Below are 25,635 nucleotides of genomic sequence, written 5' to 3'. Positions count from 1 at the left end.
CTCGAAGCGGACGACCCTCGTCCATCGGTGTCGGTGGGGGCGCTCAGACCAGCGTTCCCGCCGACACTCCGCTCTTACCGGGTCAGGAGGCGGATCTGTTGTGCCACGCATGCCGGGCGATCCTGACCCTCGACCTCGACGGTGTGCGTGAGTGTGAGCAGGATGCCGCTCGGAGCGGCATCCGCCGAATCGAGCTTCAGCCGGTCGCGTACGCGCGAGTCGACGAGGGCCGGCGCGGGGAAGCGCACCCGGTTCAATCCGTAGTTGACCACGGAGGTGTATCCGGTGATCGCCAGCGCGCTCGAGGCCAGCGCAGGCAGGAGCGCAAGAACCAGGAAGCCGTGCGCGATCGTCCGTCCGTACGGGCCCGTGGCTGCTTTCACAGGATCGGTATGAAGCCACTGATGATCATCGGTGGCCGCAGCGAACGCGTCGATCCGCGCCTGGTCGATCGTGAGCCATTCACCGGTCCCGAGGGGTGTGCCCACCATCGAGGTCAGGTCGGACTGCGGGTCTATTTTCAGCATGTTTCTCCTCACGCCTCAGCGAAGGTAGACCCGCTTGGGGTCTATGTCGTTGCGAAGCAGATCCAGTTCTGCGGCGGTGGGCGGTTCGATGGTGTGCATCTCGGGTGACACGCGAAGCGGCCACCCCGTTGCCGCGACGACCTCGTCGGGGTCCACACCGCGGTGCAGCTCGGCCAGTTCGAGTTCTTCGCCCGGGCCGGAACGGCTGAGCGTTCCGAACCCCGTGAACACCTTGGTGACCCCGAGACCGAACGGTCGGCCGCCGGCGGCGAGGACGCGCTCCGGGCCGGCAGACGTGCAGAAGTCGAGCTGGTCGACGAAGGCGGAAGGGGTGTGCCGGCGCATCACGACGAACACCTCGCGAGCATTCGCGAGGACTTCGAGCGCGCCGCCGGAGCCCGGAAGGCGCTTCTGCGGGTGCGCCCATTCGCCGATGACGGACGAGTTCAGATTGCCGTAGCGGTCGATCTGAGCCGCACCCAGGAACCCGACGTCGATGCGGCCGGCCTGCAGGACGTAGCCGAAGAGCGCGGGCATGCTCAGAACCGCCTCGCTGCCGGTGATGAGCACGGCGTCGGCGATCGTCGCGGGGAGTTCGCTCGGATGGGCTCCGCAGACCCCGGACTCGTAGATGACCTCGATATCCCTCGCGACCGTCTGCTGAGCGAGGGCGACGGCGAGGGTGGGCATGCCGATGCCGGCGAACACCCGGTGCTTGCCGGCGAGCGCGCGCGCCGCGGTGACCGTCATGGTCTCTTCGAGTGACGCCTCGGCGATTTCAGCCGACACGGTCTCCACGTGCGTCATCGGGGAATCCTTGTTCCGTAGTCCACCGGCAGGCTGGGGGCGGTTCCGACGCGGAGTCGTTCGCGGGTGGCCTCGCCCAGTTGCGCGACGTACTCCCGATGATCCGCGAGGTCGTAGACCCACTTCTGCAGCCATTCATGCAATCGAACCGGATCGGCACTGATGGCGGCCCATGTTCGGTAGAACTCGTTGTCGCGGTCGTAGTATCCCTGGGCGAAGGAGGGATGCGCGCCCATCGGCACCTCGACGACGGCATCGATCGCATGCGAGGGGATGATCGTCCGGTTCGGGTCTGAGCGCACGACCACGTCGTCCACGATCTCCTCGACCGTCACGATCGCATGGCGCGCGGCGAACACCGCCTCGGCCTGGACCCCGGTCAGCCCCCACATCTGGACGTTGCCCGCGCGATCTGCGCGCTGTGCGTGGATGACCGTCACATCCGGGTTGATGGGCGGTACAACGTAGATCTGCTCCAGGCTGCCGTCCTCAAGCGGAAAGGGGGAGGTCACGATGCGCAGCTCATCGTTGACTGACGGAAGATCGCTGCCGAAATACGAGCGGATCGGATAGAACGGAAGCCGCTTCGCCCCGGCGATGTACCGGCACACGAGCCCGTGGTGCGAGTACTCCACGAAGGTGAGGGGTGCCGGGTCCGATCGCTCGATGCGCCGCCGGATCTCGCCCAGCGACCCCGCGGACGAATTGCCGACGAAGGACGAGATCAGCGTATCGATGCAACCTGCCGCGAGCATCTGATCCACCACGATGTCCGCCGTCATCCGGACCAGGGTCAGCCCGGTGATGCGCTGCCGGATGATCTCCTGTCCGGCGGCGGTGGGGATCGCATGCGTGAAACCCTCGAGAGAGACGGTGGATCCAGGTCGGACGAACCGCCGGATGGCATCCGTGAGCGTCATCGTCTTGTCGACGCCGGAGCGCGATTCGTCCATGCCGACAGACCTCCCTTGCTCTCCTCCGAGCCTGCCCGGTCTTTCCATATTCGTCCAATACCGAATCGTGGTTGAATTAGGACTTCAGATTGATCACTCGACGCGGAGGTCGTCATCCCGTGGAACTCCGTCATCTGCGCGCGTTCCTCGCCGTCGCCGACGAGCTGCACTTCGGCCGTGCGGCCGAGCGCCTGCACATGGCCCAGCCGCCGTTGAGCCAGCAGATTCGTCAGCTCGAGCGTTACCTCGGCGTGCAGCTCTTCGCCCGCAATACGCGCTCCGTCGAGCTGACCTCCGCAGGCCAGGCGATGATCGCGCCGGCGAAGAAGGTGCTCGCTGACGTCGAGGATGCGGAGCGCGCCGCGCGCGCCGGAGGGCGAGGAGAGTACGGCCGGGTGACCGTGGGGTTTGCCGGAGCCTCGAGCAACAGCGCGCTGCCTGTCCTGGCCCGTGCCGTCCGGTCGACGTATCCGAACATCGAGCTGGAGATGCACGGACAGCTGTATGCGAACGCGGCACTCTCGCGCCTCGTCGACGGCACTCTCGACCTCGGTTTCATCCGGTTGCCCTTCATCGCCCCCGGCGTGCAGTACCAGGTCATCGAGCGTGAGCAGCTGGTCGTCGCGCTGCCGGAGGATCACGCGCTCGCCGCGCGGGCGGAGTTGTCGTTGCGGGACCTCGCGAATGAACCGTGGGTGACGTTTCCCGCCGATTCGGGCTCGTCTGTGCAGTCGCTCCTGCAGCAGGTCTGCCTCGCAGCCGGTTTCACCCCCAACGTCGTCCAGGCGGCGCCCGACTCCTACACGATCATCGCTCTCGTCGCGGCGCATGTCGGTGTCACTCTCACCCTGACGTCGGTGATGCGGGCCAACCTTGATGAGAGCGTGGCGTACCGCCCGCTCACGGATGAGCTTCCCGTGGTCGAGTCGGCCATCGGCTGGAGCACCCAGAACCCTTCGGCCGCCCTGCGGTCCGTGGTCGGCCTCGTCAAGCTCGCGTTCGCCGAACCGACCGATCTCACCTACGACGCGCTGTCGTCACGGAGGCGAGCGATCACCAGCACAGATTGATCGCGCGGCGATTATTTCGCTCGAAGTCTCAGTTCCGCGGCACACCGGTATTGGACGAGGACTGACCCCCGCCCTCAGAATCGAAACGTGGTCAGGCCGCTTCATTGCGTCCGGGCGTGACCGCGCGAGGAGGTCGGAAATGGGACTGGTCGACGGAAAGACCGCGGTCATCACGGGCGGCGCCGGCGGACTCGGTCTGGCGATGGCTCACACTCTGCTCGCCGAGGGGGCGAACGTGGTGCTGACGGATGTCTCCTCCGAGGCGCTCGAACGCGCCCTGAATGAACTCGATCGTCCAGGACGCACGGCGACCTCGCTCGGCAGCGCATCGGACCCGGCGGCGGTCGCCGCTGCGGCGGCGGTTGCCGTGGAGTCATTCGGATCCCTCGACGTGTGGGTCAACAACGCGGGCTTCACACGCGACGCCACGATGCGCAAGATGCCCCTCGAGGACTTCGACGCCGTGATCGATGTGCATCTGAGGGGTGCATGGCTCGGCACCCGCGAGGCTGCGGGGATCATGCGCGAACAGGGCCGCGGCTCGATCATCAACGTGTCCTCGATCTCCGGAAAGGTCGGCAACGTCGGTCAGACCAATTACTCCGCGGCAAAGGCGGGAATCGTCGGCCTGACCAAAGCCGCCGCCAAAGAAGTCGGCTTCGCAGGGGTGAGGGTCAACGCAATCCAGCCCGGCATCATCAGCACGCCCATGACCGACGCCATGCCGGAGAGGATTCGCGAGTCCCGGCTCGCTGAGGTGCCCCTCGGACGATTCGGTCAGCCGAGCGAAGTCGCGAACGTCGTGCTGTTCCTCGCCAGCGAGCTCTCGAGCTATCTCACGGGAACGGTCATCGAGATCTCCGGCGGACGAAACATCTGACTACGGTCGACGCGCGGTGGCGCCGTGTAGACGGTTGTAGATACAACTAACCGATATAGTTTTATCTACAAGTATTCAGTCTGCAATGAGAAGGGCCGACGAGTCAGTGAACTCCCTGCTACGAGATGTGCGATCCTCCCAACCTGTCGACGGGTCCGACGGCGAGGCCGTCGCGATCTTCCTTCACGGCTTCGGCTCCAACGAACGCGACCTCGCCGGTCTTGCGGGTGCGCTCGGTCTTCGGCTGCCGTGGGCCTCACTGCGCGCACCGCTGCTGATGGGCAACGGCGGGGCAGCGTGGTACGAGATCGTCACACCCGGCGATCCGGATCCCGCACCGCTGGCAATGGCCACCGACTCGGTCTGGGCATGGGTCGACGCGAACGTTGACCCGACCGCGCGCGTCGTCCCCATCGGGTTCTCTCAGGGTGGGCTGATGGCGAGCCAGCTCCTGCGCACCCGACCGGAACGTGTGATCGCGCCCGTCGTGCTCGGAGGATTCGTCGCGCGGGGAACCCAGCCCGGGGACGACGTGCTCGCGGTGAGCCGCCCGCACGTGTTCTGGGGGCGCGGGGCGGAAGACCGGGTCATCGCGGCGCCGGCGATCGCGCGGACCAGCGCGTTCCTCCCCACGCACGCCACCCTTCATGAGCGGGTCTATCCGGGTCTGGCTCACGGCATCGACGCGGCCGAGATCGCGGACGTGCGGGACTTCCTCATCGAGCATGTCGGTGCACATGCCGTCGATGCCCGATGAGCGGGACGACAGCGTTCGAGTTCGGCATCTTCACCTTCGGTGAGCTCACCCGCGGCGCCGACGGCGCGCCACTGTCGGCGGCCGGGCGACTGCGCGATGTCCTGGAGTGGGCGAAGGTCGCGGACGAGGCCGGCCTGGACGTCTTCGGCGTGGGAGAGCACCACCGAGCGGACTTCGCGGTCTCCTCGCCTCAGGTCGTCCTGGCCGCTGCGGCTGCCGTCACCTCTCGTATCCGACTCACGAGCACTGTCACGGTGCTCTCCAGCGCCGACCCTGTGCGCACCTTCGAGGACTTCGCCACCCTCGACCTGATCAGCGGAGGACGGGCCGAGCTGACCGCAGGGCGCGGCGCCTACACCGAGTCGTTCCCGCTGTTCGGTCAGGTGCTGGCGCGCTATGACGAGTACTTCGAGGATCGGCTGGATCTGCTGCTGCGTCTCCGGGAGTTATGCGATGTCCTCGTCATCCACCGCGACCGCAGTCGTCCCGAGCGCCCTGCGTGATCTGTATCTGGGCTGGTCCGAGCTCATGGCCACCCACGAGCTGGACATGCGGCTGTTCCGCAGCATCTTCGATGAATGGCACCAGCCGACCATCGAACCGGAAAATGTCACCTACAAGGAGGAGACGGTCGGCGGCGTGCCCGGCATCTGGGCGTTCCCGGCCGGAGCCGATCGCTCCAAGGTCCTCCTCTACACGCACGGCGGCGGGTTCGCCGTCGGCTCTGCGGCCAGCCACCGGAAGCTCGCCGCGCACGTCGCGAAGGCGGCCGGGGTAACAGCGTTCGTGCTGGACTACCGTCGCGCGCCCGAGCACCCGCACCCCGCCCAGGTAGACGACGGGGTCGCGGCGTTCGAGGCCCTGCTGGAGCGGGGGGTCCACCCCGAGGACGTCACCACCATCGGCGACTCGGCGGGAGGCAATCTCGCCATCGCCATCCCGTTGGCGTTGAAGGCGAAGGGACGGCCGCTGCCCGGGCACGTCATCGCGTTCTCCCCGTGGCTGGACATGGAGAACCGCGGCGCGACGCTGGTCACCAACGATGCGACCGACGCGCTGATCTCCGTGCCGCTCCTGGAGGGCATGATCGCCGGCGTGCTGGGGGAGACCACCAGCCCGTCGGCGCCGCTCGCGAACCCGCTCTACGCGGATTTCACCGGGTTCCCCCCGCTGTACGTCAACGCCGGTTCGGTCGAGTCGTTGGTCGACAATGCCGGCTCTTCGGACATTCGGTGGGGGTCATGGGGCCAGGCCGCCAGCGGCGAGGAGCATCCGGAGCCTGTAGTTCTCGCGGTTACGGAACCCGCGGGCGAGACGGCGATGCAGTTCGATGATCCCGTTCACTGCCTCGGTTCCTCCGTTGTTGGCCCGGCCGGTGGTGAAGTAGGCCAGGAACGCGTCCTTCCACCGGCGCAGGGTGCGGCCGAGGCGGGCGATCTCCGGGATCGGGCAGGTGGGGAATGTCGCGACGACCTGCTCGGCGATCCGCCGCCCCTCTGCGAGGTCCCTAGCGTGGTAGGCGGAGCGCAGCTTCTGCGCGCACTGCCACGCGACGTGCACGGCGTCGTGGGCGGGATCGACGGCGATCGCGGCGTGAAGGCGGGCGCGTTGCTTCTCAGTGAGGTTCTCCGCGCCGGCGCGGAGAATGGTCTGGATCCCGAACAGTGGGTCGCCTTTGCGGCCCCGGTGCCCGAGGGTGTCTTGCTGCACCCGCCGGCGGACCTCGTCGACCGCGGTGGTGCCGAGCTTGACGACGTGGAACGCGTCCAGCACCGCAACGGCGTCTTGGAGGGTGTCGTCGATCGCGCGTTTGTAGCCGGCGAACGGGTCCAGCGCCGCGATCTGCACGTTGCGCCGGAACGCGTCGCCGCGTTCCTTCAGCCATCCCGCGTAGGCGGTCCCGGAGCGGCCTGGCACGAGATCCAGCAGCCGGGCATGTGTCTTCCCGCTGCTGTCGCGGGTGAGGTCGACCATCCCGGTCAGCTCCCTCGACCCGCGCCGACGCGGGTCGACGTGATGCCACACATGCTCATCGACGCCGAGCGTGGTGACGTTCGCGAACCGGGACTCGTCCGCGGCGAGCTTCACCAACTCGGATTCGACGGCGCGCCACACCGTCTTCCACGAAGTGCCCAGCTGACGGCGGATTCCTTCAATGGTGGCGTGTTCGCGCCGGAGTTGCCCGACTGCCCAGGCGATGGCTCGTTTCGTGATCGACCCGCGGTGGGCAACTAGCGATGGAATCTGTTCGACGAACGTCTTCCGCGCGCAGCTATCCTCGTCACACCTGAAGACCCGTTGCCGCCAGACGATCCGCACCCGAGTGGGCCCGGGAACGTCATGTAGCACCCGGCGGCGGCGCCCGCGGCCGACCGCGACGACACCGCACCCAGGGCACCCATTCGGTGTCGCAGAGCTCGAAACCGTCACGACTAGAACCCCGTGGCGGCGGTCGACGTGTTCGACATGGACACCATCGAGTCCGAGCAGCAGGTCGCAGCAGGAACAAGGATAGGAGGTGGGGCGCGCGTCAGTGCACCCCGAATTATCGTGAGACACGTCGAAGGTCCTTGTTGGTATTGCCACGGAGGAGCAGTGAATGCCAGCCCCTGAGCGCCCTCGGCAGAGCATCTGACTGGGTCTGGACGTGACGCTCTCCCGAGGTGTCGCGCTTGTCGGTGCGCAGATTTCGTCCGCGCTCCGTCTTCAACTCGGAGCCGGGCGACGACGCGTTCCGGCGTGGGCGGCCCTTGTCTGCGACGGCGGCCCTGACAAACTTGAGGGCACAGGTGGTGGAGCCTGTCGACGACTCACCGAGCCCAAGGTTCTCCAGTCGGGTGGGCGCTCTGGTCGTTCAGCGCTCCCAATTTGGTGAACGATCATGGCGGGGCGCCGAGTTCCGGCGCCCCGCCATGTCTTGGGTTCCCCGTTCGACGCCTTACGGGGAGTTCGCTAGACCTGTGGAGTTAGTTGAGCCAAGTCTGGATCTGCGACACGGCGGTGCTGTCCCAGGTGAGCCGGATGTGGTTCAGGTAGGACGGCCGCTGCCCGTCCGGGTTTGAGCGTGAGGTTCTTCATCGTTCACACCCCCCCTTCTACGGCGGCATTGGCGCCGACCGACTCCGGGAGGGTCCTACCCTCCATCGCATCGGTGAGCGCGTCGTTCCATTCCGCACGGTTCTCGATGAAGGCGACGTGGCCGCTGTTCTCGAAGTGAGTCAGAGTCGAGTTCGGAAGCAGACGGTGGGCTTCTTCGCTCCAGCGGGGATCCCAGATGATGTCGTGGCGGCCGGTGAACACGTGCACCGGAATCTGAATCGACGGGAGGACGCTGCGCAGGTCGTTGTCGATAAGTGCCTGGATGCTCGTGAGTCCGACGAATGCGGGGACCTTCCACCCGATCTGCACGAACCAGTCTTTGGTGGGGTTGAGGTCGGTTCGGTGGAAGTTGTTGCCATAGAGGCCGGCGAGGGTCTCGGTGCGGGCGAGCCGGACGGCGTCGATGAGTCCCTGTACGTCGTCGGCCGGGGTGCCGTAGAGGGCGTCCTCGGCTTGCCAGAACCGGGGGCCGCTGCCGGTGATGACAACGCGAGCGAGGTGCTCGGGGTGCTCGTGCGCGTACTTGAGGGCGATGTGTCCGCCCATGGACCAGCCGACGAGCGTCACGGCGTCGAGTCCGAGCTTCTCGATGAGGACGTGCAGGTCCCTGACGAAAAGGTCGTAGGTGTAGTCGCCCCAGGGCTTGTCCGAGTCACCGTGGCCGCGGAGGTCGACGGTGATGCATCGGTAGTGGTGGGCGAGGTCGAGAACCTGCAGGTCCCAGGCGTCGGCGCTGCCGGCCCAGCCGTGGATGAACACGATCGGGGCGCCGATGCCACGATCCTCGTAGTGCATGTTGATGCCGGGCTCGACTTCAATGACGGGCATGGCGGTTTCCTCTCTTCAGGGATGGGTGAGGTGAAGGTCGTTCATGAATGACGAGATCGTCTCCGCGATCAGAGCGGGCTGTTCGAGGTGTACGACGTGTCCGGCTGCCCGGATCTCGCTGTAGGTCGCGTCGGGCAGGGCTTCGGCGAGGAGGCGCCCGTTCGCGACCGGGACGATCTGGTCGTCTCTGCCGTGGATCACCAGCGTGGGCGAGCTGATCCGGCTCACGTCGAGGCCTGCTGCGAGGAAGGTCTCGCAGGCGGCGAATTGTGCTCGCCAGGTCTGCTGCGGTGTGGGGTGGGTGAGGCGTGCCCCGAGCAGTTGCTCGAACTGCTCGGGATGCTCCTGGGGCCAGCCGGGCCGGAACGAGAGCGGCATGGTCCGCCGCGCGTAGAGGTCTGGAGCCTGCCCTGCTGCTGCCTGCCACGCGCGGGTCGTCGAGACCGGCACAGGCTCGGACCGCGGGCCCCCGGGGCTGGTCCCTATCAGAATCAGTGCGCTGACCATGTCTGGGTAGGCCGCAGCGAGGGCCTGCGCGATATAGCCGCCCATCGAGTGCCCGATCACAACGAGCGGCGAGCGGAGCTCGTTGATGGCTCTCGCCGCGTCGTCGGCGAGGTCGTCGATGGAGCATGGCCCCTGAAGTGTCGACGATTGTCCCGTGCCGCGATTGTCGAGGCTCCACAGGCCGTAGCCGGTCGGGAGGTTGTCCCGCAGCGGTTTCGTTTCCCAGCTCGCGTAGCCAAGGCCGTGCACCATCAGGCAGGTGGGAGCTCCCTGCCCCTCGAGGTGCAGAAGCGTCCCGTCCGGTGTCTTGAGGCTCCGGCGCTCGAGGAGGCCCGTCATGCGCACGCCCCGGGGAACTGGATGATCTGTCGGATGGCTTCACCGCGGGCGAGGGCGTCGAAGCCCGCGTTGACCTCGGACAACGGGATATGGGTGGAGATGAGCTTCTCCAGCGGCAGCTTGCCTGTCCGCCAGAGAGTCTCGTAGTACGGGATATCTCTAGAAGGGACGGCGGACCCGAGATAGCTGCCGACGATTTCTCTCGCGCCGGAGACGAGGTCAAGCGGGGACATGCGCGCTTGTGCGGTCGGTGCAGGCAGCCCGATCTTCAGAGTGAGCAACGCGGTGGGGATGACCAGCTCTCCGCCGAACAGCCCGACCTGAACCATCGTTCCGCCCTTGCGGAGCGCGGCGAACGCAGCGGGAGCTGTTGTGGAGTTGTTGACGAAGTCCACGATCGCCGCGACCGGCCCACCGGCGCCGGCGACGATGGCGGCGGCAAGGTCTTCCTGGCGGGCGGAGATCGTCGTGGTCGCTCCGAGCTGCCGCGCCAGTTCCAGATTGCGCTCCTGCAGGTCCACCGCGAGGACTGCTTCGTGGCCGAGCGCGCGCAGCGTGGCGATCGCCATCAACCCGACACCGCCGGCGCCTATCACCACGACCGGATCGGACGCGGTGGCCGGAAGGGCCTTGCGCGCGGCACTGTAGGCGGTCAGGCCGGAGCAGGCGAGAGTTGCGGCCCACCGCTCTTCGATCCCGGTGACGTCGAGGAGGTAACGGGGGTGCGGGACGAGGATAAACTCGGCATACCCGCCGTGGCGGGCGACGCCGAGGTTACGGGGCGAGGGGCACAGGTTCTCGTGACCTGCCTGGCATGCGTCGCAGGAGCCGTCGCCGATCCATGGGTAGACAAGGCGATGCTCACCCGGCGAGACCCCGTCGGCGTCGGGGCCGGCCGCTTCGACGACGCCGACGACCTCATGGCCGAGGACAAGCGGGTAGGTGACGCCCCGGTCGATCAGATTCAGACGCCCCCGGCTGCCGAGATCGTAGTACCCCTCACGCAGGTGCATGTCGGTGTGGCACACCCCGGACCGAACCACGCGCAGGAGGATTTCGGTGCCTTCGGGGGTCGGGGTCGGCAATTCCACATCGGTCACCGTGTGATCGTCTTGGAAGATCGCGAATGCGTGCATGGTTGTCCTCGCCGTTGATATACGCACAGTGGACTCCACGCTTCCACTTCGTTCTGATTCTCTCCAATACCAAATGGCAGGCGGATTGATACCTGGCGACCCTTAGCCTCGATCCACCGATGAGCCGTGGGTGTGCCGGGGCGGCATGATCGGGGCGCGGTGACGCGTCGAGGGCAGGGTTGAGTTCCGGGCGTCGCATCCCGGTCGTCCACTTGGTCCTCGGTCGTGCCGCGTTGCGGCGATGGTCAGGTGGTCACCGTTGGCGGTGGCGCGTGCGTGGCTGTGAAGAGCCGGTCGAACGCGGTCTGCCATGGCCAGGCCTCGGGCAGGTGCAGCGTGATTCGGCGCGCGGAGCGCGCCAGCCGTGCGGGGACGTGGATCAGGGTGCGGCGGATCGTCGCGGTCGTTGCTCTCGCGAGCCGTCCCGCTCGGTCGGCGACGAGACCGGCAGCGCGGGTGAGGTTGAATGCGATCACGGCGATGACGAGCCAGGCGCTGTTCGCGGTGAACACCCCGGAGGGCAGGTGCGCGAGCGGCCCCGCTTTGAGGTCGGCGTGGACCTGCTCGATGATCGCGTGACCGCGGTGGGTCTTGTCCGCGGCCACCGTGTCCATCACCTCCTTCGCTGTGGTGGTGAAGAACGCGTGATGCCGGTAGACGTCGAACAGGGTCGGCTGCTCCACCTGTCTCGGGTTCAGATCGGGGATGCGCCGCACCACCAACCGTCCGGCGACCTGTTCCGCCTTCTTCCTCGAGCGGAACGCGGTGAACGGGACCTCGGCGACCTCGGCTTTGGAGATCAGCTGCCCGGTGGTCTCGTCACGGATCGCGTCGGTGTACTCGATCATCTCCCACGCATCATCCGGGATGGTCGCGATCGCGGCCTTCACCGCCGGGTCCATCCTCACGGTCACCGACACGTCGGCGCCCGCCTTGATCGCGGTGCCGACGGTCGCGTGTCCGTAGAACGCGGAGTCCGCCCGCAGCAACGGCCTGGCCCCGGTCGCGGCGCGGGTGCGGCGCAGGGTGGCGAGAGCATCGCCGACGATCCGCGCGGCCCCCTTCGGGGACCCGGTCTTCCCCTGCCGCAACCGCTGGGCCAGGATCACCGGCGCCGACGAGGTGGTCGATGCCGTGGCGAGGAGGGCGTTCAGCCCCCGGACGCCGGAGTACCCGAAACCGGCGCCCTGCTTCTGGTATCCGTGGACCTCGATGATGGTGTCGTCCAGATCCACCATCACCCGCTCGCCATCGCCTGCTCGGAGCAGCGGCGCGTCGACAGCGAGATTCGCGAACACCCGGGAGGCGACGGCGTCGAGCTGGCGGACGTGTCCGAACCGGAACTCCCGCAGGAACGACCCGAGCGTCGACGGCGCATACGTCCGGTCGAACAACCGGCCCATTCCGCCATGGCGGAGCAGGTTCATGTCGTCGATCGAGTCCGCCCCGGCGAGCATGCCCGCGACCAGTGCCATCACCTTCGCACCCGCGTTGGCGCCCTTATCCGTCGGGACGCTCAACCGCTCACGCGCGAGCTCGTCCAACCCCGCGGAACGCGCCAGGCGGAGCATCGGCACCAGCCCCGCGGCCGACACGAGATTCGGATCATCGAACACCGCAGACACTGCGGCGGGGGCGTGCTTGAATTGCATCTACGAGATGCCTCTCCGACCAGACGAACAGAACCCTAAGCAAGCTCTATTCTTCCTGATCAGAGGGGCATTTCTACGTCACGACGCTCGCTCAACGCCCCGTCCATCGGTGGATCGAGGCTTAGTCCTGCGGCGTCGGGAGGACGGATTCGGACAACCGGAGCACGGCGTGCAAGGCACGGTCGTCGCTGTCGCGCAGCCACGCCATCCGCAGCTCGACAGGTGCGACGTCGTCGGTCAGGCGCAGGAAGCGCAAGTGCGGGTCGGCGATGCTGTCGATCACCGAGGACAGGGTCAATGAGCAGCCGATCTCGGCGGAGACGAGGGACATCAGCGTCCACGAGTCCGGTGCGTGCTGGACGACATCGGCGTTGAACCCGGCGGCTCTACTCATCTGTCGCAGCCGCTCCAGCAGCAACGTGCCGGTCTGCGGTTGGAGCGACACGAACGGCTCACCCTCGAACTGCGCGATCGACACGGCACCGGCGTCGGCTAGACGGTGGGTCTCCGGGACGGCGATGACGAGTTCCTCGACAGCGATCACGCGGGTGCGCACGGCGGCGGGAATGTGGTCCCACCTGCCGAGGGCGATGTCGATGTCGCCGCGGGTGAGCAGCTGCATCGCCGGTTGGGCGAAGTGCTGACTGAGCAGCTCGAGGTGGATGCCTGGGTGGTTCTGGTTGACTGCTCGGGCGAGCAATCCGACCATCACGTTGGAGGACGCACCCGCGTACGCCAGACGGACGTGACCGATCTCGCCCGTCCCGGCTGCGCGGGCGACCCTGCTCACCCGGTCCAGCGCGTCCAGGACCTCCTGGGCGGGGGCGACGAGGGCCTCGCCCACCGAGGTCAGCGTTACCTTGCGGGTGCTCCGCTCGAACAGCCGCGCACCCAACTCCCGCTCCAGCTGCTGGATGCCGCGGCTGATCGGCGGCTGCGCCATATGCAGGCGCTCGGCTGCCCGTCCGAAGTGCAGTTCCTCGGCGACGGCGAGGAAGGTGCGCAGCTGCTGCAGATCCATCCAGGGATTATTGCATAATCCGTACCGATGGAAGGTGGATTGGCATACAAGTCTGGATGAGTCGGCCGGGGTCGCGCAGACCCCGGCCGACCGAGATCACTGCGCGGTATAGCCGCCATCCACGACATACTCGGCGCCGGTGACGAAGGAAGCCTCGTCCGAGGCGAGGAAGAGTACGACGTTCGAGACTTCCTCGGGCTGGCCGGGCCGGTCGAGGATCGTCGTGGACAGCACGGCTTTCGTCGACTCCGGCGTCGCCAGCAGCCCCGTGGTCATGGGGGTGGCGATGACACCGGGATGCACAGAGTTCACCCGGATGCCGTACTTGGCCAGGTCCACCGCGCTGGCCTTGGTCAGCAGCCGGACGGCGCCCTTTGACGCCTCGTACGCGGCGGCGCTCGGTGCGCCGATGATGCCGTAGATCGACGAGATGTTCACGATCGATCCCCCGCCTGCGCGGACCAGAGCAGGCACCGCGGCCTTGGTGCCGAGGAAGACACCCTTGGCGTTGATGCGGAAGATGAGGTCCCACTCCTCCTCTGTGGTCTCCTCGACGGGCTTGAGGATGAGCACCCCCGCGTTGTTGACCAGAATGTCGAGCCGGCCGAAACGCTGCTCGGCTTCTGCCACGATCTCGTCCCACCTCGCCGCGATCGCGACATCCTGCTCCAGCCCCACGACCGTCCCGCCGTCACGGTTCGCTTCGGCGACGGTGTGCTCGAGCCCGGCCGAGTCGACGTCGGTGGCGAGGACGCTCGCCCCTTCCTGGGCGAGGCGGCGCACATGTGCGCGCCCCATCCCGTTCGCCGCGCCGGTGACGATCGCGACCTTGCCTGCAAGCCTGCTACCCATGGGTTCTCCTTAGCCTCATTGCTGATCACGCCCAGGCGCGGGCCGCTCCCGGCCCCATCGCCTCGACACCACCAGGGTGGCGTCGAAATGGGGAGCCTCGAGTGTGCCGTTCTGGAACAGCCCTCGTTTCATGAGATTAGAGCATCAATACGTGCCTGATCAGGTATTGGACGGACATAAACGGCTGCTGGGAGTCTGGACGAACACGACGACTGAGGTGTTCCCGATGATGAAGAGCTCGCTCCCGGATGGCCGGACGGTGCAGGACGTGGCCGGTGGTCCTTTCGAGGGTCTCCTGGTCGCGGATTTCGGCCGGGTACTCGCTGGCCCCTACTGCACGATGCTGCTCGCGGACCTCGGGGCGACGGTCATCAAGGTGGAGAGTCCGCTAGGGGACGAGACACGCAGCTACCGGCCACCGGAGTACCGAGGCGAGTCGACCTACTTCCTCTCCATTAACAGGAACAAGCAGTCTGTGGTGCTGGACTTCCGCAACCCCGATGACCTTGTCCTCGCACAGCGTCTCGCGGCCCGAGCCGATGTGGTCACAGAGAACTTCAAACCCGGCGGGCTCCGGCGATTCGGCTTGGACTACGAGTCCGTCAAGCGGGAGAACCCCAGTGTGATCTATGCGTCGATCACCGGCTTCGGTACCGCGGGAGGCGCGGGGCTCGCCGGCTACGACCTGCTCGCACAGGCGCTGTCTGGACTGATGAGCGTGACCGGCGCGCCGGACGCGGAAGGGTTCCGCGCGGGCGTTGCGGTGTTCGATGTGATCACCGGGTTGCACACGTGCATCGCGATCACCTCCGCCCTTTACCACCGACAGCGTTCGGGAGAGGGACAGCACGTCGAACTGAACCTGCTGTCCTCCGCACTGTCGGGCATGGTCAACCAGACCGGCGGGTTCCTGCTCAGCGGGCAGTCTCCTACCCGGATGGCCAACGACCACCCCAGTATCTACCCCTACGCACCGTTCCCCACCCGTGACGGGGAACTGGTCCTCGCGATCGGCAACGATGTGCAGTTCGCCACGTTCTGCGACACCATCGGGCTGCCGCAGCTGGCCGCAGACACCCGCTTCGCGTCCAATGCGGACCGCAGCGCGCACCGAGACGCCCTGCGCCCGTTGCTGACAGCACGGCTGGCGTCCAAGACCGCATGGGAATGGTTCGACATCCTCAGCCCGTTGCAGGTCCCATGCGCGCCGGTCCTGGATGTTCGCGGAGGCGTCGAGTTCGCCGCCAAGATCGGGCTGGACCCGAGCGTTCCGGCCGGCACCGACGACCAGGCGGTGCCCACCATTCGCAACCCGATCACGTTCTCCCGCACCCCCGCGACCTACCGCACCGCGCCTCCTGCACTCGACCAGGATGGCGAGGCGGTCCGACGGTGGCTGCAAGACGCGGAAGGCGATGAAGACCACGTCGGCGGCCGGGTCACCGTCCCGGCGATTCGGGAAGAGGGACACTAAGATGACGATCACGAAGGCGGCACATCCGGTGGATACGGACTTTTATCAGATCGGTGATCTTCTCGGCGACGACGACCGCAACCTCATCACACGTGTGCGCGGATTCGTGGACTCCGAGGTCCTCCCTGTCATCAACGAACACTGGGAGTTGGCGGACTTCCCCTACCAGATCCTCCCCGCCCTGGGCGAGCTTGGGATCGTGGGCACCGCGATCCAGGGCTACGGCTGCCCGGGACTGACCCGACTGCAGACCGGCCTCGTCGCGATGGAACTGTCACGCGGCGACGGCAGTGTGAACACGCTCAATGCCGTGCACTCGGGACTCGCGATGGGCAGCATCGCACTGCTCGGCGACGACGAGCAGAAGCAGCGCTGGCTGCCCGAAATGGCAGCCCTCCGCAAGCTCGGCGCGTTCGCGCTGACCGAGCCCGAGCACGGATCAGACTCCGTTGCGCTGGAAACCACAGCCCGCCGCGAAGGAGACGTCTATGTGATCGACGGTGCCAAGCGGTGGATCGGCCTCGGCCATGTCGCCGACATCGTCATCATCTGGGCACGCGACACCGCAGACTCGAAGGTGAAGGCATTCGTCCTTGAGAAGAATGCCGATGGAGGATACCCCGACGGATATGAGGCCGAGGCGATCACCGGGAAGATCGCCAAACGCGCGATCCAGCAGGCGCACATCGAGATCTCCGGACTGCGGATCCCTGCCGGGAACAAGCTCGCGAAGTCGAGCTCCTTTCGGGACGTCTCCGCGATCCTCAATCGCACCCGCAGCACCGTCGCGTGGGAGGCGCTCGGGCACGCACTCGCCGCGTACGAGGCGGCAGCGGCCTACGTCCAGGAGCGCGTCCAGTTCGGCAAGCCCATCGCGAGCTACCAGCTGGTGCAGAACAAGCTGGCCAACATGCTCGCCGATCTCACCGCGATGCAGCTGCTCTGCTTCCGCACAGCCACCCTGCAGGATGAAGGCCGACTGACGAACGAACAGGCCTCGCTCGCGAAGATGTTCACCGGCGAGCACGCGCGTGCACTCTGCCGGGATGCCCGTGACCTCCTCGGCGGCAACGGACTCCTTCTGGAGAACCACGTCGCCCGCCACCTCACCGACATGGAAGTCGTCCACACGTATGAGGGAACCGACTTCATCCAGTCGCTCATCATCGGGCGCCAGATCACCGGAATATCGGCGTTCGCCTGACCCTCGGCCGACCACGGAAGGGAGCCCGCCATGACCGCGAGCTTTGTCTACGATGCTGTCCGCACCCCCTTCGGGCGGGCGGGTGGCGCGCTCAGCGGCATCCGGCCCGACGATCTCGCCGCAGTCGTCATGAAGGCGACCGTCGCGCGCATGGGCCTCGACCCCGCGCGCATCGATGACGTGATCTTCGGCGATGCGAACCAAGCAGGAGAGGACAACCGCGACGTCGCCCGTTTCGGGGCGCTGCTGGCAGGCTTCCCCACCAGTGTCACCGGCGTGACCGTCAACCGACTCTGCTCGTCGTCGCTGGAAGCGGTGATCCAGGCCGCCCGCGCTGTCGAGACCGGCGACGCCGGTCTCGTGCTCGCCGGCGGAGTGGAGTCGATGAGCCGGGCGCCGTTCATCGTGGAGAAGTCGCCGAGGCCGTGGCCGGCGGTCGGTAACCAGACACTGTGGAACACCTCCATCGGGTGGCGGATGACCAACCCGAAGCTGCCGAAGCAGTGGACCATCTCCAATGGAGAATCGGCGGAGAAGATCGCCCGAGAGTGGGGAATCTCCCGAGATGCCCAGGACGAGTTCGCCGTGCGCTCTCACCGGCTGGCAGCTAAAGCGTGGGCTGACGGGGTCTACGATGGCGAGATCGTGCACGTGCCAGGGGCCGACCTGGCACGCGACGAGGGCATCCGGGACGACACTTCCGTGGACAAGCTCGCCGGGCTTACTCCGCTGTTCGCGCGCGACGGCGAAGGCACCGTCACCGCCGGCAACTCCTCGCCGATCAACGACGGCGCTTCCGCCGTTCTGATCGCCGCGGAGGGTGCGCTGCCCGGCGAGCCACTCGCGCGGATTGCGGGACGCGGGGCGCATGGCGTCGATCCGCATCTGTTCCCGATCGCGCCGATCGAGGCGGCGAACAAGGCGCTCGCACGCGCCGGCCGGTCCTGGGCCGATGTCGACGTGGTCGAGCTCAACGAGGCGTTCGCTTCACAGTCGCTCGCATGCGTCGCCGGGTGGCCTGAACTTGATCCTGAGCGGGTCAACATCCACGGCGGAGCGCTGGCCATCGGCCATCCGCTGGGCGCTTCGGGGGGCCGCATTCTCGGGCATGCCGCGCATGAGCTTGCGCGACGCGGAGGCGGCGTCGCCGTCGTGGCGATCTGCATCGGCGTGGGTCAAGGCCTCGCCGTCGTGCTGGAACGGTGACAGTGAGACCGCGAGCATCCGTTCGTGGTGGGGTCATTGGCAGTCCCAGAGTCAACCGAAGCTTCAGCATTCCCCTCCGACGTTCTTCCTCGACGGTGAGATGCTCGAGCTCGGCCAGCTGCAGTGACCTCCAGCGCTCTCGCCGCCGTGACAGGCCGCTGACCAGACAGGGTCGGCGCGTCAGAGAGCGGTGTAGGAATCCGCCATTTCCCGTGGAATCCTGAGTCCGGGACCACCGCCAACTAGCGTGGAATCCCTGGGGTTATCCGCCATCTCGAGCGGGAACCTACACGGAGACGAATAAGCGGTTACCCGACCGGCGGCGCCCCTCCCGATCCCGGGAGGGGCGCCGTGTCACTTCCGTCCACCGCTTCCCGTGCTCGGGAAATGTCGCACCCCACCACTACCCTGGCTTCATCCGGGTATCGCACAGTCCACCCCACGGTGGCTTGCGAGCGACGATGCTGGCCGATTCGCAAGCGGCCGTCCCACGAAGGCGACGTCACCTCATGCACAAGATTGCCCTCGGGGCCATCATCGCGGCCGCTGCCGTGGTCGTCGTTGGATGCGCGCCCACCGCGCCGACGGAGCCCGCTCCCGCGCCCAGCACGCCGACTATCGAACCGGCGGTGTCTGACACGCCGAGCCCCGAGCCGACCGAGGATCAGGCTTCAGGTGATGGCACGTCGCCGCGCGGCAACCTGGTCAAGCGGGTCGGCGAGGTGTTCGGGTTCGGCGACTCGATCGACGCCCTTGACGCGTCCTTCGTCGTCACCTCGATCACTGTCGATCCCGGGTGCACGGGTGAGTTCGCCGAGAGCCCCGAGAACGGTCACTTCGTCAAGATCGACATCGAGGGTGAGACGACCTCCGCGTTCGCGGATCAGATGTACTTCAACGGAACATGGAAGGTGATCGCCGAGAACGGCACCACCTTCAACGGAGACCCGAACTCGATGGCGGCCTGGTCGTGCCTGACCGACGCAGAGATGATTCCGTCCGTGGTCGGCCCCGGCGAGCGAGTGGCGGGGAGCATGGTGCTCGACGTGCCGACCGCGACCGGCGTGATCGTGCTGGACATGACGGGACAAGGTGGTTGGGAGTGGGAGTACCCGCAGCCCTGAACGTCAACGCACCGTCGCCCTCGGTAGCGTGAGGACACGCTCACGTATGACCGTGTGAGCGCAAATCTGAGAAGAGAATCCGAAGATCCACATGGCCCGACCCGCCAAGCCGAAGCCCCAGAAGACCCTCGAGCAGACCCTGTGGGAGGCCGCCGACAAGCTCCGCGGCAACCAGGAGCCCAGCGAGTACAAGCACGTCGTGCTCGGCCTGGTGTTCCTCAAGTACATCTCCGACCGGTTCACCGAGCGGCGGACCGCGCTCGAGGCCGATCTGGCGGCCGATGGGCTCGATGCGGACGCGATCGCCGAGTTCCTCGAGGACCGTGACGAGTACACGTCGCAGAACGTGTTCTGGGTTCCCGAGACAGCACGGTGGGAGTACGTGCTCGGCCGCGCGAAGCTGCCCACGATCGGACAGGACATCGACAAGGCGATGGACGCGATCGAGAAGGAGAATGTCAGCGTCCGCGGCGTGCTCCCACGCAACTACGGGCGCGACGGGCTCGACAAGAAGCGGCTCGGCGAGCTCGTCGACCTCATCGGGTCGATCGGGTTCACCAGCACCGACGACCACGGCGCCGACGACGTGCTCGGGCGCGTGTACGAGTACTTCCTCGGCCAGTTCGCGGGCAAGGAGACCGGGAAGGACGCCGGAGCGTTCTATACGCCCCGCAGCGTCGTCAAGACGCTCGTCGAGATGCTCGAGCCCTACAGTGGCCGCGTCTACGACCCCGCCTGCGGGTCGGGCGGCATGTTCGTGCAGTCGGCCGAATTCGTGAAGGCGCATGGCGGCAAGCGGTCGGACATCTCCGTGTACGGGCAGGAGTTCACCGACACCACGTGGAAGCTCGCGAAGATGAACCTCGCGCTGCGGGGCATCGAGGCCGACCTCGGTGAGAAGTCCGACGACTCGTTCGTCAACGACCTGCACCCCGACCTGCGCGCTGACTATGTGATCGCGAACCCGCCGTTCAACGTGTCGGACTGGTGGGACGCGAAGCTCGCGAACGACCCGCGCTGGAAGTACGGCACCCCGCCGAAGGGCAACGCGAACTTCGCGTGGGTGCAGCACTTCATCCACCACCTCAGCCCGAAGGGCACCGCCGGCTTCGTGCTCGCCAACGGATCCCTCTCTTCCAAGAGCGGCGGCGAGGGCGAGATCCGCGAGAACCTCGTCCGTGCAGGACTCGTCGACTGCATCGTTGCGATGCCCGACAAGCTGTTCTTCAACACCGGCATCCCCGTCGCCCTGTGGTTCGTCTCGAAGGACCGCGGCGGCAATGGCCACCGCGAACGCCGCGATGAGGTGCTGTTCATCGACGCCCGCAAGCTCGGCACCATGGAGACCCGCCGCCTGCGCGTGCTCGACGACGATGACATCGCGAAGATCGCCGGCACCTACCACGCGTGGCGCAACCACGACGGCGGATACGAGGACGTCCCCGGCTTCGCGAAGGCCGCAACGCTCGACGAGATCGAGAAGCACGACTTCGTCCTCACCCCCGGCCGCTACGTCGGGGTCGAAGAAGCCGAGGCCGACGACGAGCCCATCGACGAGAAGATCGAACGGCTCACGAACGAGCTCCTCGCCGAGTTCGACCGCGGCGCCGAGCTCGAGAAGGTCGTGCGCGAGAAGCTGGGGCGGCTGGTATGAGTTGGCCCGTGGTAGCGCTCGCGGACGTTGCCGAGATCGTCGGGCGGGGGATCACACCGAAGTACGCCGACAGCGGGGACGTTGTTGTCGTGAATCAGCGCTGCATTCGTGATGGGCGCCTGACGTTCGATTCGGCGCGAAAACATGATTCGTCGAAGCGTGTGGTGAAGAGTGAGAAGCAACTGCAGGTTGGAGACATCCTGGTCAACTCAACCGGGGTGGGTACCCTCGGTCGAACTGCACCAGTACGTGCCTTGACCCAAGCAACGACGGCTGACAGCCATGTGACGATAGTTCGGCCCGCGCAGGACAGCGACCCCCGATGGATGGCGTATGCCGTACGGTTTCACGAGTCTGAAATCGAGGCGATGGCGGAGGGCAGCACCGGGCAAACGGAGCTTTCCAGGCACCGGCTTGCTGGGCTTCGTCTCACTGCGCCGCCCCTCCCGGAGCAGCGTGCGATCGCTGCGACGCTCGGCGCGCTCGACGACAAGATCGAGTCCAACCGGCGCGCGGTGGAGGTGGCGGAAGAACTCGCAGCGGCACGGCTGAGCACCGGGAAGCGGAAGGTGCGGGTTGGGGATATCGCCACAGTTGCAAAGGGACTCTCATACAAAGGGGCAGGCCTCGATGACGGCGAGACTCCGGGAGCAAGACCGATGCTCAATCTCGGTTCGTTCACGAAATCGGGCGCTCTCAATTGGGCTGGAATTAAGTTCTATACGGGGGATTTCAAGCCGAAGCATGTGCTCGCGCCCTGGGACCTCGTGATCGCGAACACAGATCTGACGCAGGTGCGCGACTTCGTGGGGCGCGGCGTAATCGTTCCTCCCGCGCTCGAGGGCGCGCTCCACACTCATCACACATCCAAGGTTGTCTTCGACCTGCAACCAGAGTTGGCGATGCCGCTATGGGCACAGTTGCAATCCCCGGCTTTCCGTGCTCGAGCCAAGGGCTACGCGACGGGCACAACAGTTGCGTCGCTACCATCGGAGGCAATCCTCGACTTTGAGATCACAGTTCCCGACGATCTCGGCGCCGCCTTGACCGATGCGAAGTGCTTGGTCGAGGCTTCGTGGCAGAAGCATCAAGAAGCCCAGCGCCTCGCCGCTCTCCGGGATGCGCTGCTCCCGGAGCTCCTCTCGGGCCGTATCCGCGTGCCGGTCGACGAGGCCGCGTAATTCGGATGTCGTTTGTGTCGTGTATCCATGTGGATGAAGGGGTAATCCACGTTCGCGCCGCGAAAGGGTCCGGATGTCGCTGATGAACGAGGCGGTGCTCGAGGAGAGCGCGCTCGGGTGGTTCGCCGAGCTGGGGTTCCACACGCTGAATGCGTCGCTGATCGCCCCGGGCGAACCGGATTCGGAGCGGGTCTCGTTCAGTGAGTGCATTCTCGAGGGTCGCCTGCGTGACGCGGTGGCGCGGATCAACCCCGGTGCCACGGCCGAGATGGTCGACACCGTGGTCGGGGAGATCCTGGCGATCGGCGAGCAGAGCGCGATCGAGGAGAACCGGCGCATCCACCTGATCCTCACCCATGGCATCGGCGTGGAGTATCGCGACGACGACGGCATCCTGCGCACCCGCCTGATGCGGGTGATCGACTTCGAGAACCCGGATGAGAACGACTGGCTCGCGGCCAACCAGTTCACGATCCACGAGCACAAAAACCGTCGCCCCGATGTGCTCGTGTTCGTCAACGGGCTGCCGGTGGCGCTGTTCGAGCTGAAGAACCCGGTCGCTGAGAACGCGACGATGCAGTCGGCGTGGAACCAGATTCAGACGTACCGGTCGGATATCCCCTCGGTGTTCCGCACGAATGTCGTCACGATCATCTCGGACGGCCTCTCGGCGGCGATGAGTACCTTCACGGGGGCGTTCGAGCATTACGCGCCGTGGAAGTCGATCGATTCCCCGACTCCGGTGCAAGGGAAGCCGTCGCTCGAGGTGCTGATCAAGGGCGTCTTCGAGAAGCAGCGGTTCCTCGATCTCGTGCGCAACTTCGTGGTGTTCAGCGATGAGACCACGAACGATGCGAAGACGGGCCAGTCGAAGCGTGTGCTCGTCAAGCGCGTGGCGAAGTACCACCAGTTCTGGGCGGTGAACGCCGCCGTGGAGTCGACGGTGCGCGCGTCGAGTCCGGACGGGGATCGGCGCGGTGGTGTCGTGTGGCACACGCAGGGGTCGGGCAAGAGCTTCGAGATGGTGTTCTACGCGGCGAAGATCATGCAGGATCCGCGGATGATGAACCCGACGCTCGTGTTCATCACCGACCGCAACGACCTCGACGATCAGCTGTTCACCGACACGTTCGCACCCGCGCACATCCTCCCCGAGACCCCGGTGCAGGCCGACTCCCGTGCCGACCTGCGCAAGCTCCTGACGCGCGCATCGGGCGGGATCGTGTTCACGACGCTGCACAAGTTCGCGCCCGGTGACGCCGGCGACGTGAATCCGGTGCTCACCGACCGACGCAACGTCGTGGTGATCGCGGACGAGGCGCACCGCTCCCAGTACGGTCTGAAGGACCGGATGGACGCGCAGGGCCGAGTGAAGCCGGGCCTGGCGAAGAGCATGCGCGACGCACTCCCGGGCGCAACGTTCCTCGGCTTCACGGGCACCCCGATCGACGACGCCGACAAGTCCACGCGCGCGGTATTCGGTGACTACATCGACGTGTACGACCTCACACGCGCGGTGCAGGACGGCGCGACGGTGAAGATCTACTACGAGGCCCGCGTCGCCCCGCTCGATCTGTCGAAGGACGATCGGGAGGCACTCGATGACCTCGCCGACGAGATCATCGACGGCGTCGATGAGAACACCGGCAACGACGCGAAGGCGAAGTGGTCGCGCATGGAGGCGATCGTCGGCGCCGAACCGCGCCTGGAGCGCATCGCCGAGGACATCGACGAGCACTGGGAGCGCCGCAAGATCGCCGCCTTCGGGAAGGCGATGATCGTCACGATGAGCCGCAAAATCGCGGTGCGCCTGTACGACAAGCTCGTCGCCAAGCACCCCGACTGGCATGACCCCGATCCGAAGAAGGGCAAGATCAAGGTCATCATCACCGGGTCGGCCGCGAGCGAGCAGTGGGCACAGCCCCACATCTACTCGAAGAAGGTCCGCCAGGAGCTGCAGGCTCGCGCGAAGGACCCGGCCGATCCGCTCGAGATCGTGATCGTCTGCGACATGTGGCTCACCGGGTTCGACGCGCCCGTGATGCACACCATGTACGTCGACAAGTCGATGCGCGGCGCCGGCCTCATGCAGGCCATCGCCCGCGTCAACCGCCGATTCCGTGACAAGGACGGCGGCCTCATCGTCGACTACATCGGCCTGCTGTCCAACCTCGAAGACGCTCTCGCCGTGTACTCCCCGTCTGACCGCGAGCAGGCGGGCGTCCCGATCGACGAGGTCATCGATGTCATGCTCGAGAAGCACGACATCGTCAAGGCGATGCTGCATGAGCATCCCTACGACTCCTCACCGTCCCTGTCCGGCGCGGAACAGCTGCAGCAGATCTCAGGGCTGGCGAACTTCGTCCTCGCCGACGACGACCGTGCGAAGCGGTTCCTGGACCAGGTGCTCGCCCTCGTCAAGGCCCATTCGCTGGCCGGGGCCGATGACCGGGCACGGGCGATCATGGACGACGTGCGGCTGTTCACGTCGGTGCGGGTCGCGGTGATGAAGCTGCAGAACCCGAACGATCGTCCCGGCGTGCGCCCGCAGGACCTCGACACGGCGTTTACGCAGCTCATGAATGCGGCGGTCGCGGCCGACAAGGTCGTCGACATCTACGCCCGTGCCGGCATGAACTCGCAGGAGCTGTCGCTGTTGTCGGACGAGTTCCTCGAGTCGCTGAAGCACACCGAGCAGCCCAACCTGCAGCAGGCCCTGCTGCGGCGGCTGATGAACAATGAGATCCGGTCCCTGCGCCGCTCGAACATCGTGCAGGCGAAGAAGTTCTCCGAGATGCTCGACGCCGCGCTCACCAAGTACACCAACCGCACCCTGTCCACCGCCGAGATCATCGCCGAGCTGGTCAAGATGGCCAAGGAGATGAAGGGCAAGACCGACGTCGCCAAGCGCGCCGAAGAGCTTGGCCTGCGCGTCGACGAGGTCGCGTTCTACGACGCCGTCGCGGAGAACGAATCTGCCGTGCTCGAACTCGGCGACGAGACGCTCAAGAAGATCGTCCGCGAGCTGGTGATGAAGATCCGCAACTCGGTGACGATCGACTGGCGCAACAAGGAATCCGTCCAGGCCCAGATGCGCTCGCAGATCAAGCGCATCCTCGCCCGCTACAAGTACCCGCCCGACGGCCGCGAGCACGCGATCGAACTCGTCATCCAGCAGGCCGCGCTGCTCGCCGATGAGGTGGCGGCGTGACGGCTTCGCATGGAACCACCATCCGATGACGTCTCTCGATGGAGAGCGTCCCGACGCGACCGCTTTTAGCCTGCGTCGGATTGTCCGCACGGGCGTGAGGAACGGATTGGTGACAACTGATCGTTAGTGCCGGGAGGCGCTGACGGGGAGGAT

Annotated in this window: 21 protein-coding genes and 1 pseudogene; 12 read left to right on the top strand and 10 right to left on the bottom strand. The window is 66.4% G+C overall.

Going from position 1 to position 25,635, the window contains the following annotated elements; translation table 11 throughout:
- Positions 1-74: 74 nt before the first annotated feature.
- Genes ACODR5_RS10575 through ACODR5_RS10565 form a run of 3 tightly spaced genes read right to left on the bottom strand, consistent with a single transcriptional unit; the run spans position 75 to position 2,287 of the window.
- A complete protein-coding gene (locus ACODR5_RS10575; protein WP_488983610.1) occupies positions 75-527 on the bottom strand; it encodes a MaoC family dehydratase in 453 nt (150 codons plus the stop codon).
- 15 nt (positions 528-542) lie between these two features.
- A complete protein-coding gene (locus ACODR5_RS10570) occupies positions 543-1,334 on the bottom strand; it encodes a CoA-transferase subunit beta (RefSeq protein WP_488983609.1) in 792 nt (263 codons plus the stop codon).
- Positions 1,331-2,287: a CoA transferase subunit A gene (locus ACODR5_RS10565; RefSeq protein ID WP_488983608.1), complete on the bottom strand. Its 957-nt coding sequence runs from the start codon at positions 2,285-2,287 to the stop codon at positions 1,331-1,333. Before ACODR5_RS10565 ends, ACODR5_RS10570 begins: the two co-directional genes overlap by 4 nt.
- Positions 2,288-2,376: 89 nt before the next feature.
- On the opposite strand from ACODR5_RS10565, the gene ACODR5_RS10560 reads away from it, so the two are divergent.
- The 5 genes and pseudogenes from ACODR5_RS10560 to ACODR5_RS10540 form a co-directional block, all read left to right on the top strand.
- Positions 2,377-3,357: a LysR substrate-binding domain-containing protein gene (locus tag ACODR5_RS10560; protein WP_488983607.1), complete on the top strand. Its 981-nt coding sequence runs from the start codon at positions 2,377-2,379 to the stop codon at positions 3,355-3,357.
- Between the two features lie 139 nt (positions 3,358-3,496).
- A complete protein-coding gene (gene fabG, locus ACODR5_RS10555; RefSeq protein ID WP_292733411.1) occupies positions 3,497-4,237 on the top strand; it encodes a 3-oxoacyl-ACP reductase FabG in 741 nt (246 codons plus the stop codon).
- Between the two features lie 85 nt (positions 4,238-4,322).
- Positions 4,323-4,994 (top strand): alpha/beta hydrolase, encoded by a 672-nt coding sequence (locus ACODR5_RS10550; protein ID WP_488983606.1) that lies wholly within the window; start codon positions 4,323-4,325, stop codon positions 4,992-4,994.
- Positions 4,991-5,497 carry an LLM class flavin-dependent oxidoreductase gene (locus ACODR5_RS10545; RefSeq protein WP_292801314.1) on the top strand — a complete coding sequence of 169 codons (507 nt, stop codon included), beginning with the start codon at positions 4,991-4,993 and terminating at the stop codon, positions 5,495-5,497. Before ACODR5_RS10550 ends, ACODR5_RS10545 begins: the two co-directional genes overlap by 4 nt.
- Positions 5,391-6,200, top strand: a pseudogene (locus ACODR5_RS10540) (alpha/beta hydrolase fold domain-containing protein); the annotation flags it as partial. The gene ACODR5_RS10545 and the pseudogene ACODR5_RS10540, both read left to right, overlap by 107 nt.
- Before the next feature lie 33 nt (positions 6,201-6,233).
- Here ACODR5_RS10540 and ACODR5_RS10535 read toward each other — a convergent pair.
- The 7 genes from ACODR5_RS10535 to ACODR5_RS10505 all read right to left on the bottom strand — a co-directional run bounded on the left by ACODR5_RS10535 (position 6,234) and on the right by ACODR5_RS10505 (position 14,428).
- Positions 6,234-7,553 carry an ISL3 family transposase gene (locus ACODR5_RS10535; RefSeq protein WP_488983614.1) on the bottom strand — a complete coding sequence of 440 codons (1,320 nt, stop codon included), beginning with the start codon at positions 7,551-7,553 and terminating at the stop codon, positions 6,234-6,236.
- A 522-nt stretch (positions 7,554-8,075) separates the two neighbouring features.
- Positions 8,076-8,921 carry an alpha/beta fold hydrolase gene (locus ACODR5_RS10530; protein WP_488983605.1) on the bottom strand — a complete coding sequence of 282 codons (846 nt, stop codon included), beginning with the start codon at positions 8,919-8,921 and terminating at the stop codon, positions 8,076-8,078.
- Between the two features lie 15 nt (positions 8,922-8,936).
- Positions 8,937-9,767 carry an alpha/beta hydrolase gene (locus ACODR5_RS10525; RefSeq protein WP_488983604.1) on the bottom strand — a complete coding sequence of 277 codons (831 nt, stop codon included), beginning with the start codon at positions 9,765-9,767 and terminating at the stop codon, positions 8,937-8,939.
- Entirely contained in the window at positions 9,764-10,903 is a 1,140-nt protein-coding gene (locus ACODR5_RS10520; RefSeq protein ID WP_488983603.1) for an alcohol dehydrogenase catalytic domain-containing protein, read from the bottom strand. Before ACODR5_RS10520 ends, ACODR5_RS10525 begins: the two co-directional genes overlap by 4 nt.
- Positions 10,904-11,148: 245 nt before the next feature.
- A complete protein-coding gene (locus ACODR5_RS10515; RefSeq protein WP_135950160.1) occupies positions 11,149-12,555 on the bottom strand; it encodes an IS1380 family transposase in 1,407 nt (468 codons plus the stop codon).
- Between the two features lie 121 nt (positions 12,556-12,676).
- Positions 12,677-13,576 carry a LysR family transcriptional regulator gene (locus tag ACODR5_RS10510; RefSeq protein ID WP_135950159.1) on the bottom strand — a complete coding sequence of 300 codons (900 nt, stop codon included), beginning with the start codon at positions 13,574-13,576 and terminating at the stop codon, positions 12,677-12,679.
- Positions 13,577-13,672: 96 nt separating this feature from the next.
- Positions 13,673-14,428, bottom strand: a complete 756-nt coding sequence (locus ACODR5_RS10505; RefSeq protein ID WP_135950158.1) for an SDR family NAD(P)-dependent oxidoreductase — start codon at positions 14,426-14,428, stop codon at positions 13,673-13,675.
- A 151-nt stretch (positions 14,429-14,579) separates the two neighbouring features.
- Here ACODR5_RS10505 and ACODR5_RS10500 point away from each other — a divergent pair, with 151 nt between their 5' ends.
- The 7 genes from ACODR5_RS10500 to ACODR5_RS10470 all read left to right on the top strand — a co-directional run bounded on the left by ACODR5_RS10500 (position 14,580) and on the right by ACODR5_RS10470 (position 25,482).
- Complete coding sequence (locus tag ACODR5_RS10500) at positions 14,580-15,902, top strand: CaiB/BaiF CoA transferase family protein (protein WP_488983602.1); 1,323 nt, start codon at positions 14,580-14,582, stop codon at positions 15,900-15,902.
- Between the two features lies 1 nt (position 15,903).
- On the top strand, positions 15,904-17,106 hold the full coding sequence (locus tag ACODR5_RS10495) for an acyl-CoA dehydrogenase family protein (protein ID WP_488983601.1): 1,203 nt from the start codon (positions 15,904-15,906) through the stop codon (positions 17,104-17,106).
- 30 nt (positions 17,107-17,136) lie between these two features.
- Complete coding sequence (locus tag ACODR5_RS10490) at positions 17,137-18,312, top strand: thiolase family protein (RefSeq protein ID WP_005055005.1); 1,176 nt, start codon at positions 17,137-17,139, stop codon at positions 18,310-18,312.
- Positions 18,313-18,773: 461 nt separating this feature from the next.
- Positions 18,774-19,436 (top strand): hypothetical protein, encoded by a 663-nt coding sequence (locus ACODR5_RS10485; protein ID WP_488983600.1) that lies wholly within the window; start codon positions 18,774-18,776, stop codon positions 19,434-19,436.
- Between the two features lie 91 nt (positions 19,437-19,527).
- Positions 19,528-21,090 (top strand): class I SAM-dependent DNA methyltransferase, encoded by a 1,563-nt coding sequence (locus tag ACODR5_RS10480; protein ID WP_488983599.1) that lies wholly within the window; start codon positions 19,528-19,530, stop codon positions 21,088-21,090.
- An 8-nt stretch (positions 21,091-21,098) separates the two neighbouring features.
- Positions 21,099-22,271: a restriction endonuclease subunit S gene (locus ACODR5_RS10475; RefSeq protein WP_488983598.1), complete on the top strand. Its 1,173-nt coding sequence runs from the start codon at positions 21,099-21,101 to the stop codon at positions 22,269-22,271.
- A 73-nt stretch (positions 22,272-22,344) separates the two neighbouring features.
- Positions 22,345-25,482, top strand: a complete 3,138-nt coding sequence (locus tag ACODR5_RS10470; protein WP_488983597.1) for a type I restriction endonuclease subunit R — start codon at positions 22,345-22,347, stop codon at positions 25,480-25,482.
- The last annotated feature ends 153 nt before the right edge of the window (positions 25,483-25,635 follow it).

Source organism: Microbacterium sp. FG3, assembly GCF_057809335.1.
The sequence above is the reverse complement of the archived record's forward strand: the minus strand, read 5'-3'. Positions and strand labels throughout refer to the sequence as shown.

Excerpts from the sequence above, each read along its gene's own strand:
- ACODR5_RS10490 (WP_005055005.1), top strand. The coding sequence starts at position 17,137 with ATGACCGCGAGCTTTGTCTACGATGCTGTCCGCACCCCCTTCGGGCGG.
- ACODR5_RS10545 (WP_292801314.1), top strand. The coding sequence starts at position 4,991 with ATGAGCGGGACGACAGCGTTCGAGTTCGGCATCTTCACCTTCGGTGAG.
- ACODR5_RS10550 (WP_488983606.1), top strand. The coding sequence starts at position 4,323 with ATGAGAAGGGCCGACGAGTCAGTGAACTCCCTGCTACGAGATGTGCGA.
- ACODR5_RS10510 (WP_135950159.1), bottom strand. The coding sequence starts at position 13,576 with ATGGATCTGCAGCAGCTGCGCACCTTCCTCGCCGTCGCCGAGGAACTG.
- ACODR5_RS10480 (WP_488983599.1), top strand. The coding sequence starts at position 19,528 with ATGGCCCGACCCGCCAAGCCGAAGCCCCAGAAGACCCTCGAGCAGACC.
- ACODR5_RS10495 (WP_488983601.1), top strand. The coding sequence starts at position 15,904 with ATGACGATCACGAAGGCGGCACATCCGGTGGATACGGACTTTTATCAG.
- ACODR5_RS10520 (WP_488983603.1), bottom strand. The coding sequence starts at position 10,903 with ATGCACGCATTCGCGATCTTCCAAGACGATCACACGGTGACCGATGTG.
- ACODR5_RS10575 (WP_488983610.1), bottom strand. The coding sequence starts at position 527 with ATGCTGAAAATAGACCCGCAGTCCGACCTGACCTCGATGGTGGGCACA.
- ACODR5_RS10485 (WP_488983600.1), top strand. The coding sequence starts at position 18,774 with ATGCTGGCCGATTCGCAAGCGGCCGTCCCACGAAGGCGACGTCACCTC.
- ACODR5_RS10505 (WP_135950158.1), bottom strand. The coding sequence starts at position 14,428 with ATGGGTAGCAGGCTTGCAGGCAAGGTCGCGATCGTCACCGGCGCGGCG.
- ACODR5_RS10470 (WP_488983597.1), top strand. The coding sequence starts at position 22,345 with ATGTCGCTGATGAACGAGGCGGTGCTCGAGGAGAGCGCGCTCGGGTGG.
- ACODR5_RS10565 (WP_488983608.1), bottom strand. The coding sequence starts at position 2,287 with ATGGACGAATCGCGCTCCGGCGTCGACAAGACGATGACGCTCACGGAT.
- ACODR5_RS10525 (WP_488983604.1), bottom strand. The coding sequence starts at position 9,767 with ATGACGGGCCTCCTCGAGCGCCGGAGCCTCAAGACACCGGACGGGACG.
- ACODR5_RS10570 (WP_488983609.1), bottom strand. The coding sequence starts at position 1,334 with ATGACGCACGTGGAGACCGTGTCGGCTGAAATCGCCGAGGCGTCACTC.
- fabG (WP_292733411.1), top strand. The coding sequence starts at position 3,497 with ATGGGACTGGTCGACGGAAAGACCGCGGTCATCACGGGCGGCGCCGGC.
- ACODR5_RS10530 (WP_488983605.1), bottom strand. The coding sequence starts at position 8,921 with ATGCCCGTCATTGAAGTCGAGCCCGGCATCAACATGCACTACGAGGAT.
- ACODR5_RS10515 (WP_135950160.1), bottom strand. The coding sequence starts at position 12,555 with ATGCAATTCAAGCACGCCCCCGCCGCAGTGTCTGCGGTGTTCGATGAT.